This window comes from Kineosporia rhizophila (assembly GCF_021277265.1).
GTDB classification, from domain to species: domain Bacteria; phylum Actinomycetota; class Actinomycetes; order Actinomycetales; family Kineosporiaceae; genus Kineosporia; species Kineosporia rhizophila.
On sequence record NZ_JAJSOH010000015.1, the window covers coordinates 45,971 to 62,353 of the forward strand.

Below are 16,383 nucleotides of genomic sequence, written 5' to 3' on the forward strand. Positions count from 1 at the left end.
ACCCATGCTCCTGCTGCTGACGTGACTGAAGGGCAAGGAAAGTCGAGCAGGAAGCCGAGAACATGCCCGAGCAGTCAGTGCATCCACCGACCGAACCCACCGTTCCTGTGCGGGTCGACCCACCGGAGCCCGGGGAGAGCAAGGCAGCGACACCGTCAGACGATGCGGAGAAGTCCCGTCGATCAAACCGTTCCATCGTGGTGTCGTTGATCGCTCTGGCTGCCGTCCTGGCTGGAACATTCATTTTTGCAGGGCGTTCCGACGAATCCAGCGGTGAGCCGGACGCAGGCCATGCCCGGACAGGAGTTTTCAAGGGAAGCGTACCCGCCGAGGTGGCGAAGTTCGGCGAATGGGCCGGACGAGAAATCGATTACGCGGCTGACTTCTCCGCCCGGGGAACCTGGGAGGAGATCGCGTACCCGAACTACCTCCTGGACATCTGGAAGGACTCCGGCTACCGGATGGTCTACGGGGTGGCGATGCTCCCGCTCCAGGACGAGTCCGCGACCATGGCGGCCGGCGCCCGAGGTGAGTACGACCATCACTTCAGGACTCTGGCCCAGAATCTCGTGGATCACGGGCAGGGTGACTCCATCCTCCGTCTGGGCTGGGAGTTCAATCTTCGCGAGTCGCGCTGGCACCCGGACTCCAGAGAGAACTTCATCAGCTACTGGCAGCACATCGTGAAGGCGATGCGCTCGGTCCCAGGGGCCGAGAAGCTCCAGTTCGACTGGAATCCCAACATCGGGGGAGAGACCTACGACCCGCGTCAGTACTTTCCGGGTGGGGACTACGTGGACTACGTCGGTGTCGACATCTACGACATCTCCTGGGCCGCCGGCGCGTACCCGCTTCCGCCGGGGTGTGACCAGACCTGCGTCCAGGCCCGGCGGCAGGTCGCCTGGAACGACAGGCTCAACGGCACTTTCGGGCTGAGAACCTACGCCGATTTCGCACGCTCGATGGGTAAGCCCATGTCGCTTCCCGAATGGGGGGTCTGGCAGCGGCCCGATGGGCACGGCGGTGGTGACAACCCCTACTTCGTCGAGCAGATGATGAAGTTCATCGAAGACCCCAGGAACAACGTCGCCTACCACATCTACTTCGACTTCGACGTGGCCGAGAACGGCACCCACGAACTGTCGGTCCTGACGGATGCTGGGAAGAAGTTCCGCGAACTGGTCGCCCCATCCGGCCCCGAGGCAGCCTCGAACCCGGGACCCACCACGAGAGCCGGCGTCTTCCGCAGCACCTCGCCCGAGGACGTCCAGGAGTTCGCCGACTGGTCGGGGCAGGAGATCGACTACGTCATCGACTTCTCCCTGCGCTCGACCTGGGACGAGATCGCGAATCCGTACGACCAGTTACGCGCCTGGCAGGACCACGACTACCGGGTCGTCTACGGACTGGCCATGCTGCCGGAGGCCGAGCACCTCAGGGTCTCCCTCGCCCAAGGTGCGCAGGGAAAATACAACCAGCACTACCGTCGGCTGGCGGAGAACCTGGTCGAGCACAGTCAGCAGGACGCCATCCTGCGGCTCGGCTGGGAGTTCAATCTCGGCAACTGGCGCTGGCACCCGCAGGACCGCGAAGACTTCATCGGTTACTGGCGTCATATTGTGACCACGATGCGCTCGGTCCCCGGTGGTGAGAACCTGCGCTTCGACTGGAATCCCAGCAACGGTGGTGGCCGCTACGACAGTACCCGCTTCTACCCGGGCGACAACTATGTCGACTACGTGGGCGTCGATGTCTACGACATCTCCTGGGCCGACAACACCTACCCGTACCCGGGCAACTGCCCGGCCGATTGCCGTCTGGAGCGTCAGAAAGCGGCTTGGAACGACGTCTACAACTCCAGGTTCGGCCTGAAGTTCTGGTCGGGTTTCGCCGCCGGACGCGGTAAGCCCTTGTCACTCCCGGAATGGGGTCTGTGGGACCGCACGGCCAACGACGGGCACGGTGGCCTGGACAACCCGTACTTCATCGAGAGCATGCACGAGTTCATCAGCGACCCGGCGAACAACGTCGCCTATCAGGCCTACTTCGAGCTCGACGTGGGCGACAACGGCAACCACCGGCTGACTTCGATGCCCGAATCCGCAGCCGTGTTCCGGGAGCTCTTCGGCCAAGGCGGGTGAACCCTGGTGAGCGTCCGGCCGTGAGGAACGGTGCTCGCCGCCACCGGCGGCGGTATTTCCCGTGGAAGGACTTCCGTGCGTCGACATTCACTGCCGGCTCTGGCTGCGGCCGTGTTCGCTGCCATCTCCCTGTGCGCCGTGCCGGCCCAGGCAGCCGCCATCTCGGACCCTGGTCCGGCCGAGGTCGCCCCCGCCATGCTGAAGGCGATGCAACGCGATCTCGACCTGGGTCCGGCCGAGGTCACCGACCGACTGCACACCGAGGCGGATGCTCCGCAGATCGAACAGCGACTGCAGGCCCGGCTGGGCGAGAGCTTCGCCGGGGCCTGGATCCCGCAAGGTCAGTCGCGGATGACGGTCGCGGTCACCAGTTCCGCTGACGTGGCCACGGTGCGTGCCGAGGGCGCCCAGCCCAAGGTCGTCACCCGCAGCACCGCCGACCTGAACGAGTCGCTGGCGGCGCTGAACCGCAATGCCGCCAAGGCGGTCCCGGGCGAGATCCGGGGCTGGTACGTGGACACGCCCGGCAACCGTGTCGTGGTGCGTGCGGCCCCCGGCGCCGAGGCCGCTGCCCGAGACTTCGCCCGTACCAGCGGTGCCGGTGAGGTCACAGTGGTGGTCCAGAAGGAACAGCCGCGCCTGGAGTACGACATCCGCGGTGGCGACCTTCTTGGTGTGCCTGGGGCAGCCTGCTCGATCGGGTTCGCCGTGCAGGGCGGGTACGTGACGGCCGGGCACTGCGGGGAACTGGGCACGCCGGTAAAGGGTTACAACGGCATCGACCAGGGCACCTTCGCCGCCAAGTCCGACCAGGGCGACTACGCCTTCGTCCGCACCAACAGCCAGTGGACGTCGCGACCGCTGGTGAACAGCTACGGCGGCCCGGACGTGAAGGTGGCCGGCTGGCAGGAGGCCACGATCGGCAGTTCGGTCTGCCGCACCGGTATCACCACCGGCTGGCGGTGCGGCATTCTGCTCGGCCGGGACGAGACCCTCCTGTATGCCAAGGACGCCGACGCTGCGTCAGCCGAGAACGTCATCGCCACCGGGCAGTACCGCACCACCGCTTGCGCCTCGCCCGGCGACTCCGGCGGTCCCTACCTCAGCGGGAACCAGGCGCAGGGCGTGCACTCCGGCGGTTGGGGCAAGTGCGAGGACGGTACGTCCGTCAAGTTCTACGAGCCGATCACCGAGGCCCTGTTCGCCTTCAACCTGAAGCTCACCACGACCGCCGAGAACGGCCAGGGACTGATCAACAACCTGACCAACAGGTGCGTGGACGTACCGGACGCCAAGTTCGACCGGGGCGCCCGCGTGCAGATGTGGACCTGCAACGGCACCCTCGCCCAGAACTGGAACTACAGCAACAACGTCTTCAAGACCTCGAACAACAAGTGCCTGGACGTGGCGGGCGGGGCGACGGCGGTGGGTACTGCCGTCCAGATCTCCGACTGCAACGGTACCGGGGCCCAGAAGTTCGTCTTCGCGGCCAACCGCAACCTGGTCAATCCCCAGTCCGGCAAGTGCGTCGACATCGCCGGTGCCAGCACGGCCAACGGGGCCAAGCTGCAGCTGGCCAACTGCGAGGCCTCGGCCATCCACACCTGGCGCCGCCTGTAGCAGGCCCGCCCGGTTTCGACCCCCACCTGCTGATGCACCCTGATCAGCAGGTGGGGAGCGGCGTTCCTGGGCCTGCGATCTGCGCGGCCAGCTCCCGGCAGCGCTGCAACGAAGGGCCACCGCCCTGCGACTCGCTCACGAGAACCGCTGTCGCCAGTTGCCTCCGGGCGCTCCCGTCGTCTCCCAGCAGGTGATGCAGCCGGGCCAGAGCAAGACTCACCGGCCCGACCACGCCGACGTGGCCGATGGTGGCGATGCAGTGCTCGATCGGCTGCAGCCGCGCAATCAGCGCCGGCGCATGGCCGCGGGCACCCAGATCGGCGACGAAATGGGCCACCATGGTCAGCTTGCCGTAGGTGGTCCAGGTGTCCGGACCTGCAGAGCTCAGTTCCGCGGTGATCAGCCGCCCGGCTTCGGCCGCCTGCCCGGTGGCTACGCATCGCCCCAGCCGGTCCCAGGGTTCGCTGGTCGCATCCGGTTCACGCAGGTGTGATGCGTCCCGGAAGGTGCCACGGTCCCAGCGCAGGGCCGTCATAGCGATGTCGTACACCCCGCTGCTGTAGAGCTCGGTGCTGCGGTGCAGCTCGTAGGCGTGCTCGAAAACTGATGCGGCGCGCTCGTGGTCGCCGTGCCACTGGGCCAGGGCGCCCTCGGCCCAGCGCAGCTGGGCGCGCGCCACGGGCAGCCGCAGGAGGTCGCAGCCGCCCACGCCCAGGCGCCGGTGCTCCTCGGCCGCGGCGATGTTCCCCAGGGTCATCTCTGCCCAGGAGAGCATGTTGTGAGCCAGGACCTTGTCCAGGCGAGCCTGCTTGTGCGGGAGCCCGATGAGCCGTAGCAGCAGGGCCTTCACCTCCCCGACCTTGGTGATGACGCCGGAGTAGGTGACCGCCCGCGCCAGGAGCGCATCGGCCAGGGCGTCCTCGTCGCCGCCCTGTTCCGCCACCGAGATCGCCCGGGCGCTCAGCTGCTCGCGCAGGGAGTGGTCGGGGTCGTAGCAGTTGCCCACCGCCAGCGCAGCCAGAACCCTCGCGTGGGCCGCCGGATCGGCGCGGGTCAGCGGTTCCAGCGACGCCAGCCGGGTGACGAGTGGGCCCGGGTCGGAGGCGTAGCTCACCCAGGGCCAGCCTCCCGCGGTCCGCAGCAGGGCACTGGCCAGCCGCCCCACCGACCGGGCGTGGTTCTGCCGCCCGGCGATCAGCAGGGCCGCGTCGACCGCGTCCAGGGCGCGCTGGTCGTGTCCGGCCCGGCCCAGGGCATTGACCTGGGCCTCCAGGAGTTCGTCGCGCTCGGTGTCGGAACCGGGCCGCGGCGGCACCTGGGAGAACACCCGCACGGCGGCGTCCCACCAGCGGGAGGCCGAGTCCGAGTCCCACTGCGCCTCGGCCTCCAGGGCAGCCTCGCGACAGGCTTGGTAGACCTGTTCAGGGGCCAGGAACGGCAGGGCTGCCGTCATATGGGTGGCCCTGCGGGCCTGGTCGACCGGGTGAGTGCTCTCGAGTGCCCGGGCGACCCTGGCGTGCAGGCGCTGGCGGCGCACCGGCGGAGTGCCGAGCAGGACCTCGTCCCGCAGCAGACCGTGGGCGAAGCCGTAACCGCCGGACAGTTGGACGATCAGCCCTTCGGCCACGAGCTCGTCGAGGACGTCGGCCAGTGCGTCGATGTCGGTCTCGGCCACGGCGGCCAGGACGTCCAGGCCGATCGGGTCGCCGATCACGGCGCCGGCGCGCAGCAGGTCCAGCACCCCAGGCGGGAGCGAGCTCAGCCTGCGGGTGACGACCGAGCGGACACCGGCCGGTACCTGACCGGCGCCGCGCTGGGAGGCCGGCAGGCGTGCGAACTCCTGCACGAAGAAGGGGTTTCCGCCGGTGTGCTCGGTCAGTTGCCGGGCCTCGCCCGGATCCAGGGGGCGGCCACTGACCTCGGCCACCAGCTCGGCCACCTCAAGTGCGGTCAGCGCGGGAACCGCGAGATGGCGCCCGCCCGGATGCCGCCCTACGGCCGTCAGCAGTCGTGCCGTCCTGGCGGGCACCTCACGGTCGCGCACGGTCAGGACCACGAGAAGCCCTTCGATCATGGACGTCGTGGCCAGGTTGGTGAGGAAGCGCAGCGAGGCTGCGTCGGCCCATTGGGCATCGTCGAGCAGGATCAGCAGTGCCCCGGATGCGGTGGCCTTGGCCAGTTCGGTCTGCACCTGTTCGGCGACCACGAAGGTGGCGGCATCCGCCTCGGCACCCGCTGGAGGGGTGAGGACGCCCTCGGCGTCCGCTCCCAGCGCCCGCAGCAGTTCCCTGATCGGCCACCACAGTGGCAGCCCGTCGTCCTCCGGGCAGGTGACCCGGATCGTCCGTGCGCCCTCGGCCCGCCACCGCGAGGCCGTCTCGTCGGCGAGCCTGCTCTTGCCGATTCCCGCGGGCCCGGACAGGGCCAGCCATCGGGTCCGGCCGTCCAGAGCCTCTTTCAGCGTCTCGTCGATGAGCGACAGCTCGTGATCACGTCCGACGAGGCCACCCCGGGGACGCGCTGGATCCGCCCAGTCCGTCCGTTCCCGGGGCCAGACCAGCAGACCCGGGTCCTGCCGCAGCATGCGCCGATGCAGCTCGGTCAGGTCCGGGCCGGGTGACAGGCCCAGTTCGGCGGTCAGGGTCTCGGTGAAGTCGGTGTACGCGGCCAGCGCCTGCGCCGGGCGCCCGGCCCGGTGGACGGCCAGAATACGCAACCAGGCTGCCCGTTCGCTGAACGGCGCGGACAGCGCCAGGACGCCGGCGTGGCCCAGGGCCTCGGTGACCCGGTCGGCGCCCAGGAGGGCCCTGATCAGATTCTCCGTGCACTCGACCCGGAGCTCTTCCAGATGGGCGGCCGGCGCCTGGACCCATTCCTCGTCGGCGAAGTCGGCCAGCGGGACACCTCGCCACAACTCCAGCGCCTGCTCAGCCGCGGCGACCGCGGCGTCCCAGGAACCGCTCTGGACCGCCGTGCGGGCCTCGCGGGCCCGGGCCGCGAACACGGCCACGTCCACCTGACCGTCGGGCACCTCCAGCACGTAACCCTGGGCACGCCGCACGATGGAAGGAGCCTCAGCCTCGGACAGCGCTCGGCGCAGCTTGGAGACGTATCCCTGAATGGTCGCGGTGGCCGTCGCCGGCTGCTGTTCACCCCAGAGCGCATCGGCAATGCGAGCTGCCGAGACGACCCGCCCCACCTCCAGCAGAAGCACGGCCAGCACGGTTCGCTGTTTCGGCCCGCCCAGGTCGAGAGGCCGGCCGTCCCGGACGACCTCGAGATGACCCAGGAGGCGGAAGAGCGTCGCATCTGGCACACGGACATCAGAACACAGGTCGGCTGAGCACCGGCGCGCTCTCCACCAGCCGGCCACCGGCATTCTGCAAGTTCCTCACCAGGCGGGCAGCAGACGATGATCGCCGACCGCCCCACCGAGAACCCAGGGTGGGCAGGCGATCACCGCGTGTGCGAGGACGGAGGACGAACACCATGACGGGACTTGCCGCCGAGGTGGCGAACAATCAACAGGTCATCGCCGACTTCCGGGCGGGCCGGGAGAATCTCAGCGGGGTCTTCCCGCGCTCGGCCCTGCTCCTGCTGACCACCACCGGCGCCCGCAGCGGCGAGCAGCGCACCTGGCCGGTGGTGAAGTTCGTCCTGGGAGGACGCCTGGCGGTGGTGGGCTCGGCCGCCGGCCGAGAGCAGCACCCCGCCTGGTACCACAATCTCGTCGCTCAGCCCCGGGTCGGCGTCGAGCAGTGGGACGGCGACACCTACGAGACCTTCACGGCACACGCCGAGATCGCCGGAGACGAGGACTACGAACCGCTCTGGGCTCAGGTCGTGGCCCAGAACCCGGCCTTCTCCGGCTACCGCACCATGACCGCGCGTCGCATGCCCATCGTCCACCTCGACCGCGACTGACCGAACGGAGCACCACCCATGACCTCCCCGCTCGCCGATCTGCCCGCCCTCGTGGCCGAGGTGGAAGGCCCGGTCTCTCTTCCCGGGAGTGACGACTACGAGAACGACTGTCGCACCTACAATCTGATGAGCCCGCTGCAGCCGCTGATCGCGGTCGGGGCCACCGGCCCGCGGGATGTGGCGGCCGCTGTGCGTTTCGCCGCGATCCACGACCTGCCGGTCGCGGTCCGGGGCGGTGGGCACTGCGTGGCCCGCCCTGCCGACGAGGCCCTGCTGATCGACCTGGGCCGCATGTCCCACGTCCACATCGACCCGGCCCGGCGCACCGCCCGGATCGAAGGCGCCGCCACCTGGGACGACGTCATCCGGGCGGCTGCTGGGCACGGTCTGGCCCCGGTCTCCGGCTCCAGCCCCACCGTCGGTGCGATCGGCTACCTCCTGGGCGGCGGTCAGAGCCCGGTCCTGGGCCGCAGCCACGGCTACGCCTCCGATCACGTCACCCATCTGGAAGTGGTTCTGGCCGACGGCACTTTCCGGATGGTCACGCGCGACCGGCATCCAGACCTGTTCTTCGCCCTGCGAGGGGGCAAGGGCAACTTCGGCGTGGTCTGCGCCGTGGAGACGAATCTGGTTCCGCTGTCCAGCTTCTACGGTGGCGGTCTCTACTTCCCGGGCGAGGCCCTGCGTGAGGTGCTCGGGGCCTGGAGCCGCTGGGTCACCGATCTGCCGCAGGAGATGTCGTCGTCGATCGCGATCCAGCGCCTCCCGGCCGACCCGGCGCTGCCGCCCGTGCTTCAGGGGAAGTTCGTGACCCACGTGCGATTCTCGTCGCTCGGCGAGACCGAAGCTGCCGAGAAGATCCTTGCTCCGCTGCGCGCTGCGGCCCCGATCGTTCTGGACACACTGCAGGAGATGCCGTATATGCTGGCCGGCACCATTCACGCCGACCCACCCCAGGCCATCCCGTATTTCGACCGCAGCACCGGCCTGAGCCGCATCACCGCCGAGACCGTCGACGCCCTGGTGGCAGTGCTCGGCCCGGACTCACAGTCACCGTTGGTCCACGCCGAGATCCGCGCGCTGGGTGGCAAGCTGGATCAGGCCCCGGCAGCAGCAGACGCCGTCTCGACCCGAGGGCTTCCCTTCCAGCTGTTCGCCTTCGGAGTGGGCGGCCCCGAGCAGGCTTCGATGTTGCAGGCTGCGCTCGACGACCTCATCGTCGCGGTCGGGCCGTGGAGGCACGACCGCTCCCTGCCCAACTTCCTCTCGCCGGACGAGGCGCAGACGGGGCAGCAGGTGCGCGAGGTCTACGGGCACGAGCTGTACCACGAGCTCGCGGCGGTCAAGGCCCGTCACGACCCGGCCAACCGGTTCCGCGTCAACCACAACGTCCGGCCGGCGACGGACACCCTCCAGCGGTAGCGGACCGGGCGTCTGCGAGTGCTTGACAGATGGCGAGCAGAACTTCGAAGTCGGCGACGGCTTCAGGAGGGAGGGCGTCGCCGTCGCGCCACCGGAAAGCTCGCCATTCGCCGCGCTCATCGACAGTGAAGGGGTCGAGGAACCAGTACCAGCCGTCATCGCGGGGGGTGACGGCCAGGCTCCGGCCGAAGACCCGTGTCCAGTCGTCGAGGTCGGTGCTCACGTTGATGTTGTCGATGTGAATGTCCTGGTGAATGTCGCGGAACCAGCCTACGCTCCCGAACGGGAGGACCGGCGGGCAGAAGGTGCCTCCCTGAGCGATGCCGTTGCTGACCTTCAGGAAATTGCGGTAGCTGGGGGGAAGCTGTGTACCCAGTCTTTCTTCCAGCGTCAGGATTTGCTCCTCAGTGGCAGGAGGGCCGAGCTCGACCGGCCCCAGCCGGCTGAACCGGTCGAGAAGAACTGCCCATTCGTCCATCGTCACTGGGCCCACCGGGGCGGCCGGGTCCGGGCTCTCCCACTCCGCTCGCTCCAGTTCCCACCGGCCCCCGGCAGGATCGGTCGGGACCAGGTGACGGGCCGGCTGAGTGGCGGCGTATCCGCGCATGAACAGCCGGGGCCCACCAGCAGGCTCGCGAAATCCGTTCACCGTGTCCGGATGTGGTGCGTCGAGACCGAACAGTCGCAACCCGCTGAGTTGCAGGTGCCCGGAACCGGCGTTGCCGGTGATCCGCAGCCGGTAGACCCGGCCGGCCTCGCCGGGCTGGGCCACCACGAAGTGGCGAGCGGTGTTCCGGCCGTCGAAGTGCTCACCTGACCGGCTGTCGACGAGTCGCCACTGCTCCGGACGGAACGGGACACTCCATCCGGAGCCCTCGAGCGTCAGCAGTTGCCACTCGCCGGGGTCCCGGTCGGGCGCATCGTCGCCGCTCACGAGCTCGTACGAGGTCACCGTGTCGGCGCCGCCCAGGAGCAGGACGAGGTCACCGGTGGGCTGGTCCGCGAACCACTTGGACGGGCCCGGTTCCAGAAGGTTGGCGGCAACCTCCCCGGCCGCGACGTGTTCGGCGTCGGCCTCCACACGGGCGATGGTGACGGGATGCTCGCGGGGGGTCGGTTCGGCCAGGTCCCATTCGCCGCTGCTGCCGGAGGCGTCCTCCCAGCCGATCCAGGCCGGGGCGGCGATGCCGTCGTCAAGGAGGATCTGCCAGTCGCTGGTGGCGCGCCAGAGGTGGTCGGCCGTCTGGATCGTGAACGTCCATCCGTCGGTGGCGGGGCGTCTTCGCCAGGCCGGCCAGGCGGCGCGCACTGACTCCGGTACCGGCGGTGGGCCGTGGACCAGGCCTTGCAGCTCCTCGTTCTGACCGTCGGGCGTTGTGCGTACTCCCGAGAAGGTCATGCCGTCGCTGCTGAAGTCGACCACACAGCTGTACCCGTCGCGGTTCAGCCATTCGATCCGCTGCATCGGCCACGGGATGGCGGGTCCGACACCGATGCGCAGGAGCCTGCCCTCCCGCCACAGTTCGGTACCTACCGGTCGGAACAGCACCCGCCACCGGGCGGTCATGCCCGGAACCGGACCCCCGGCCGGACCGTGTACATCCTGGACGTTCACATCCACACCACGGGCTCGTCGCCGATCGGGTTCAGCCCGCCCTGGTTCCGGCCTGATCTTGTCCCTGGGTGCGGCGCTCCCAGGGAGAGCGACGACCTGGCCGGGGCCTGCCGAACTCGGTCAAGATCTGTTTACGCCGAACTCCTCGACCACGAGAGCGCCTGAGGAGTAACAGTTTCGGAAGACAGGAGAAGTTCATGTCCGTGGAGAAGTCGCGAAGCGCCGAAGTTCTCCAGGCTGTGCTCAAGGCCACCGGTTCCGAGTCGCAGCCGTTGCTGCTCAGCGGCGGGACCGTTCTGACCAGGAACCCGCTGATGGGGGACTGGGAGCAGGCGGACGTCCTGCTGGGCGGTTCCCTGATCGTCGGGGTCGGGCCAGGGCTGCTGTCAGCCGCCGCCGACGACAACATGCTGGTCATCGACTGCGCAGGATGCGTAGTGATGCCTGCGCAGACCGACTTCACCGCCCCGGCAGGCACCGGTGCGGGCACCCTGACCTGTGGCAACCCGGCCGACATCGTGGTGATGCGGATCGCCGACAGCGACGCGACGCCCACGGGTCCCGTGGTCAATCGCCCCAGCCACCTGGACATCGTCCTCGCGCAGGGGCAGGTGCAGGTGTGGAACGGACGCCCGGTCGATCTTCCGGCCGTCGAGCCCACCGGCTCGACGGTGAAGTCGGATCAGGACCACGCCTACGCCGGCATGTGGATCGACGACACCGGCTTCCTGCACCAGGAGCTGCTGTCCGACGGCCGGTACGACGAGACCCGCGGTGGCCGGCCGCACGCCTATCAGGGGTGTTACTGGATCCAGGGCGACCGGATCGAGTACCTGGACGATCTGGGCTTCTGGGCTTTCGGAGAGTTCCGCGACGGTGTGCTTCACCACGCCGGCTACCGCCTGACCCGAGGCTGATCCGCACCCGGACGCCCGGCGGCCGATCAGGGCCGCCGGGCCAGCACCTCAGTAGCCCTTCCAGGAGAAAGCCGTGACTGTCACCAAGAAGGAAGTCGGAGACTCCCAGGCCCAGCCGCCCACCTCTGGTCCGGTCGTGCTGCTGATCCTCCTCGGCCTGCTGGTCGTGGGGCAGATGTACGCGGTACTGGCGCTGACCACCCCGATGTCCGAGACCTTCGACGTACCCGGACCCGACATCACCTGGGCCACGACCGCTTTCGGGATCGCCTATGCCGCCGGGTTCCTGGTCGCCGGGCCGATGACCGACCGCCACGGCCCGCGCGCCGTCATCGTGACCGGTCTGCTGGCCTGCACGCTGACCACGATCGCGGTCTCGAGCGCATCGTCCCTCGGCTGGGCCGTCGCTCTGCGCGCGGTCCAGGGCGTCACCGCAGCCACCTTCGCGCCGGCCGCCTTCGCCTACGTGGCGCACCACGTCGCGCCCGTGCGCCGGCCGTTCGCCCTCACCTGTGTCACCAGCGCGATGCTGGCCTCGGCCATCGTGATGCAGATCGCCGTCGCGCCGGTGGCCGACGCGGCCGGATGGCGAGCCGTGTTCGTCATCAACGGCCTGCTCATGGCCCTGAGCGCGATCGTCGCCCGGCGGGTGCTGCGCCCCGGGCCGCATCAGCACGACACAAGCCTGGTCCAGGCCTTCGCCGTCATGCCGGCTCTTCTGCGACCAGCGCACCTGCTGGCCGTGTACGGGGCAACGGTGTGTCTGATGAGTGCCTTCGTCGGCCTGTACGCCGCCATTGCCATCGCCGGTCCGCCTGCCCTGGCCGGGGACACCGGCGCTGTTCTCCTCCTGCGGGCCAGTTCGTTGCCCGCCCTCGTCATGGTCGCTGCGTCGGCGCCGTTCTTGCAGCGCCTGCGCGGACCGGTGCGAAGTGTGGCTGCTCTGGCTGTGGGGGCCCTTGCCCTGCTGGCTGCCTCTCTGCTCGGCTCGCACGTGGTGTGGCTGGGAGCGGCCCTGTTCGTGTTCGTCGCCGCCGTTGCCGCAACCGCCCCCGCCATGGTCCAGACCATCACCGCGCTCGCCCCGAAGAGCACCGGTGCGGCGGTGGCGCTCTACGCTTGCGGGATGTTCATCGGTGCCAGCCTCGGCCCGCAGTTGGTGCGCGCGGGCGTCAGCCACGGTTTCGGACCTGTGTTGCAGGGACTGGCCGCGCTGTTGGTGCTGGGGGCCGTACTCGTTCTGCCTGTCCTGCGCAGCCGGAAGGCTTCGTAGGAGGCCCGTGAGGTGAACCAGGAACTCGAACTGCTCGTGAGGAGATCGTGAACGGCGCTGAGGCACTGCTGCAGACACTGATCGACAACGGCGTCCGGGTCTGCTTCGCCAATCCCGGAACCTCGGAGATGCACCTGGTCGCGGCCCTGGAGTCGTACCCGTCCATGCGTGCGGTCCTGTGCCTTTTCGAAGGTGTCGCCACTGGCGCGGCCGACGGGTACGGGCGAATGGCTGGTGCCCCGGCAGCGACCCTGCTGCATCTGGGGCCCGGGCTGGCGAACGGTCTGGCCAACCTGCACAACGCGCGGCGGGCGGCCACCCCGGTGCTGAACATCGTCGGAGACCACGCGGCCAGCCACCAATCGCTGGACTCGCCCCTGCAGTCCGACATCGAGTCGGCCGCGAGCACGGTGTCGTCGTGGGTGGGGCGCCCGACCGAGGTCGATGCGCTGGGACCCGCGGTGGTGGAAGCGATCGAGGCCGGTGGGGTGTCCACCCTCATCGTCCCGGCCGACGTGTCCTGGTCCGACGGTGCCCAGGCGGGCGGCCGGGCAACGGCCCGGACCAGGCCGGCCGCGGTGCCCGATCTGTCGCACGTGCTGAGCAGTGGTGAACCGGTGGCGTTCCTGCTGAACGGTTCGGCCTTGAGCGAAGAGGGCCTGGCCGCTGCCGACCGCATCGCCCAGGCCACGAAGTCGAAGCTGTTCTGCCCCACGTGGCCGGCCAGGTTACGCCGCGGCGCCGGAGTGCCGGTGGTGACGCCCCTCAGCTATCGCGCCGAGACGGTTGCCGATCAGCTCGACGGGGTCAAGCACCTGATCCTGGTCGAGACCGGCGCGCCGGTAACGTCTTTCGCCTATCCAGGTCAGGACGGGCGCCTGACCCCGGCGGGAGCGCAGGTGCACCAGTTGGGCGGTGGAGCGGCCGCGCTCAAGGCCCTGGCCGCTGACCTTGCCCCTGACGTCCGGGCAAGGGGTGCGGCCCCCAAGCACATCGATCTGCCCACCGGGCTTCTGGACGCGGACAACTGGGCCTACGTCCTGGCGGCCCTCCTGCCCGAGAACTCCATCGTGGTCGATGAGGCGATCACGTCCGGTCTGAAGGTTCTGCCGGATGCGTTCGCCGGAGCCCCCGCGCACGACGTGCTCGGCCTGACCGGCCTGGCCATCGGTCAGGGCCTGCCTCTGGCCGCGGGAGCAGCCATCGCCTGCCAGCAGCGCCCGGTCGTCTGCCTGGAGGCGGACGGCAGCGCCATGTACACGCTCTCGGCGCTCTGGACCCATGCCCGTGAGCGCCTCGACATCACCACCGTCATCCTGAACAACCGCTCCTACGCGATCCTGCGCGCCGAACTGAAACGTGTCGGTGCCCGGGCTGAGGGGCCGGGGGCGGCGTCGATGATCGACCTGGTCGGTCCTCACCTCGACTTCGTCTCCCTCAGCGAGGGGATGGGCGTACCCGCCACCCGAGCCGGCACCGTGGAGGAGCTGGCCGCCCAGTTCAAGGCCGCGACCTCCACCCCCGGGCCGCATCTCATCGAGGCCGTCCTCACCGGCAGTCAGTAGCCGTCTGCTCCGGACCGCCCAGCTGAGAGCAGTCCGGAGCAGACGTGGGTCAGCTGACCTTGACCAGGCGCCAGTTGTGGCTGGCGCTGCCGTTGTCGGAGTACTGCACCACCTGAGTGCCCCGGGCGCTGGAGCCGGTGGGCACGGCGAGCACCTTGCCGCTGTTGACGTTGCGGATGCGGTACGAGCCGTCGCTGTTGCTCACCAGGGTCCAGCGGTGGTCGGCGGTGCCGTTGTCGTCCCACTGCAGAACGCGGGCGCTGTCGGCCTTCGACATGTTCTGTACGCCCAGAACCTTGTTGCTGTGGGCGTTACGGAACCGGAACGCCGTGCCGTCCGTGACCCTGACCCACTTGTGGTCGGCCGTGCCGGCGTCGTTCCACACCACGGCCAGGCCACCGTCGGCCTTGGACATGTTCTGTACGCCGAGGACCAGGCCGGTGGCGACGTTGACCAGCTTGTACGTCTCACTGGCGCCGGCACCGGTGCTCGGGGTGGCGACCGGGGTCGTGCCCAGGGGCACCACGAAAGTCATGGCGCTGCGGGCGGGGAGCGAGACGGTGAGCGAACCGCCGGACATGGCCAGGGCCGCCTGGGGGGCCACGTTCCGGGTTGCGTCGGTGAGCCAGTTCGCGACGCTGCCCGACGTGGAGCTGTTGGCCAGGGCGAACTGCTGGCTCACGGCGGAGGTGTTCTTGTTGATGGCCACGATGACGACCGTGTTGTCGTTGCGGTAGGCCGAAACCAGGACGCCTGAGGCCGGGTTCGCGGTGGCGTCGATGCGCACATACCCCGGGCGGACGAACCGCGCGAAGTGCATCATCAGAGCGCCGCGCTTGCTGATCTGCCCGTTCTCGAGCATGGGGCCGTAGCTGCGCCGCAGGTACCACCACACGTAGGCCTGGAACTCGGCGTCGACCATGGCGCGGTGGATGTGCTCGCCCACGTCCAGGGCCTCGGGCCAGGCGTTGCCCGAGTTGGTGTTGCTGTTGGGGTAGTAGACCTCGGTCATCCACAGTTCCTTGCCTGCTCCCTTCTGCTTGAACAGGGGGTAGGCGAAGTTCGAGTACTGCGTGCCGTACAGGTGCGCCCCGAGGATGTCGACGTTGGCCAGCGCCGCAGCGTCGTTGAGGATCGGGTCGGACAGGGACTTGGTGTACTGGAACGACTCCGGGGCGATGACCCGGGTGCTGATCGAACCGGCGTGGTCACGGAGGAAGCGGGTAATCTCGGCGGTGGTCCACCACGTCCATTCCTGCGCGTAGTCGGGCTCGTTCTGCATCGAGATGGCGTACAGCTCAACCCCGTTGTTGCGCATGTAGACGGTGAAGTCGTTCAGGTGCTTGGCGTAGGCGGCGTACGAGCCGGCCTTGAGACGACGGGCGTTGGTCTGGCTGCCGCGGGTGAAGGTCTCGGTCATCGAGGCCGGGGGGTTCCACGGCGAGGCGAAGACGATGGCGCCGAGTGCGACTGCCCGCTTGGCGGTGGCCAGGTCACGGCTCCAGTCCGCTTCCTTCTCGCCCACCGGGATTCTCAGGATGGAGAAACCGAGTTTGCCCTCGCCGGAGCCGAACGCGGTATCGCGCTGCGCCGTGGTGAGGTCACCGATCCAGGCCGCGTGCGTCATCGCGCCGAAGCCCCGGATGGTCTGCCGGCGGGCTGCGGGGTTGATGGCTGCGGGGGCGGCCGAGGCCTGGTTGGCGCCCACCACGAGGGCTGCCACGCCGAGGGCCGGTACCGCCCCCATCGTGGTCAGGATGGTTCGGCGACCCAGAAGTCTGCGTCCGCTCGTCCGGTTCTGGTCGTGCGTCATTTCATGCCTTCCTGGCTGACTCTGGCTGACCTTGCCGGCCCGCGCCCGCGGGCACGGACCGGCAAGGTCATGAACTCGGATTGGAGAGGGGGT

General features: G+C 69.0%; 10 protein-coding genes. 7 read left to right on the forward strand and 3 right to left on the reverse strand.

Going from position 1 to position 16,383, the window contains the following annotated elements; all coding sequences use genetic code 11:
* Window positions 1-332 precede the first annotated feature (332 nt).
* Both LWF15_RS37710 and LWF15_RS20815 read left to right on the forward strand, forming a co-directional pair.
* Window positions 333-2,141: a glycoside hydrolase family 26 protein gene (locus tag LWF15_RS37710; RefSeq protein WP_232812546.1), complete on the forward strand. Its 1,809-nt coding sequence runs from the start codon at window positions 333-335 to the stop codon at window positions 2,139-2,141.
* 75 nt (window positions 2,142-2,216) lie between these two features.
* A complete protein-coding gene (locus LWF15_RS20815; RefSeq protein WP_232812547.1) occupies window positions 2,217-3,761 on the forward strand; it encodes a ricin-type beta-trefoil lectin domain protein in 1,545 nt (514 codons plus the stop codon).
* A gap of 43 nt (window positions 3,762-3,804) precedes the next feature.
* Here the strand turns inward: LWF15_RS20815 and LWF15_RS20820 are convergent, their stop codons facing one another.
* Complete coding sequence (locus tag LWF15_RS20820; protein ID WP_232812548.1) at window positions 3,805-7,077, reverse strand: BTAD domain-containing putative transcriptional regulator; 3,273 nt, start codon at window positions 7,075-7,077, stop codon at window positions 3,805-3,807.
* 173 nt (window positions 7,078-7,250) lie between these two features.
* Between LWF15_RS20820 and LWF15_RS20825 the strand changes: the two genes are divergently transcribed.
* A complete protein-coding gene (locus tag LWF15_RS20825; RefSeq protein WP_232812549.1) occupies window positions 7,251-7,685 on the forward strand; it encodes a nitroreductase/quinone reductase family protein in 435 nt (144 codons plus the stop codon).
* Between the two features lie 18 nt (window positions 7,686-7,703).
* Window positions 7,704-9,107, forward strand: coding sequence for an FAD-binding oxidoreductase (locus LWF15_RS20830; protein ID WP_232812550.1), 1,404 nt, complete (start codon window positions 7,704-7,706; stop codon window positions 9,105-9,107).
* Here the strand turns inward: LWF15_RS20830 and LWF15_RS20835 are convergent.
* A complete protein-coding gene (locus LWF15_RS20835) occupies window positions 9,064-10,674 on the reverse strand; it encodes an SMI1/KNR4 family protein (RefSeq protein ID WP_232812551.1) in 1,611 nt (536 codons plus the stop codon). The two genes, LWF15_RS20830 and LWF15_RS20835, sit on opposite strands and share 44 nt — an antisense overlap.
* A gap of 245 nt (window positions 10,675-10,919) precedes the next feature.
* Here LWF15_RS20835 and LWF15_RS20840 point away from each other — a divergent pair, with 245 nt between their 5' ends.
* The 3 genes from LWF15_RS20840 to LWF15_RS20850 all read left to right on the forward strand — a co-directional run bounded on the left by LWF15_RS20840 (window position 10,920) and on the right by LWF15_RS20850 (window position 14,477).
* Complete coding sequence (locus LWF15_RS20840) at window positions 10,920-11,639, forward strand: Atu4866 domain-containing protein (RefSeq protein WP_232812552.1); 720 nt, start codon at window positions 10,920-10,922, stop codon at window positions 11,637-11,639.
* A gap of 73 nt (window positions 11,640-11,712) precedes the next feature.
* Window positions 11,713-12,912, forward strand: a complete 1,200-nt coding sequence (locus LWF15_RS20845) for an MFS transporter (RefSeq protein ID WP_232812553.1) — start codon at window positions 11,713-11,715, stop codon at window positions 12,910-12,912.
* 47 nt (window positions 12,913-12,959) lie between these two features.
* Window positions 12,960-14,477, forward strand: a complete 1,518-nt coding sequence (locus tag LWF15_RS20850; RefSeq protein ID WP_232812554.1) for an acetolactate synthase large subunit — start codon at window positions 12,960-12,962, stop codon at window positions 14,475-14,477.
* Between the two features lie 49 nt (window positions 14,478-14,526).
* Here the strand turns inward: LWF15_RS20850 and LWF15_RS20860 are convergent, their stop codons facing one another.
* On the reverse strand, window positions 14,527-16,224 hold the full coding sequence (locus tag LWF15_RS20860) for an RICIN domain-containing protein (RefSeq protein ID WP_269810556.1): 1,698 nt from the start codon (window positions 16,222-16,224) through the stop codon (window positions 14,527-14,529).
* Window positions 16,225-16,383: the final 159 nt, after the last annotated feature.

Coding starts and splice junctions, on each gene's coding strand:
- LWF15_RS20825 (WP_232812549.1), top strand. CDS start 7,251: ATGACGGGACTTGCCGCCGAGGTGGCGAACAATCAACAGGTCATCGCC.
- LWF15_RS20830 (WP_232812550.1), top strand. CDS start 7,704: ATGACCTCCCCGCTCGCCGATCTGCCCGCCCTCGTGGCCGAGGTGGAA.
- LWF15_RS20835 (WP_232812551.1), bottom strand. CDS start 10,674: ATGACCGCCCGGTGGCGGGTGCTGTTCCGACCGGTAGGTACCGAACTG.
- LWF15_RS20840 (WP_232812552.1), top strand. CDS start 10,920: ATGTCCGTGGAGAAGTCGCGAAGCGCCGAAGTTCTCCAGGCTGTGCTC.
- LWF15_RS20860 (WP_269810556.1), bottom strand. CDS start 16,224: ATGGGGGCGGTACCGGCCCTCGGCGTGGCAGCCCTCGTGGTGGGCGCC.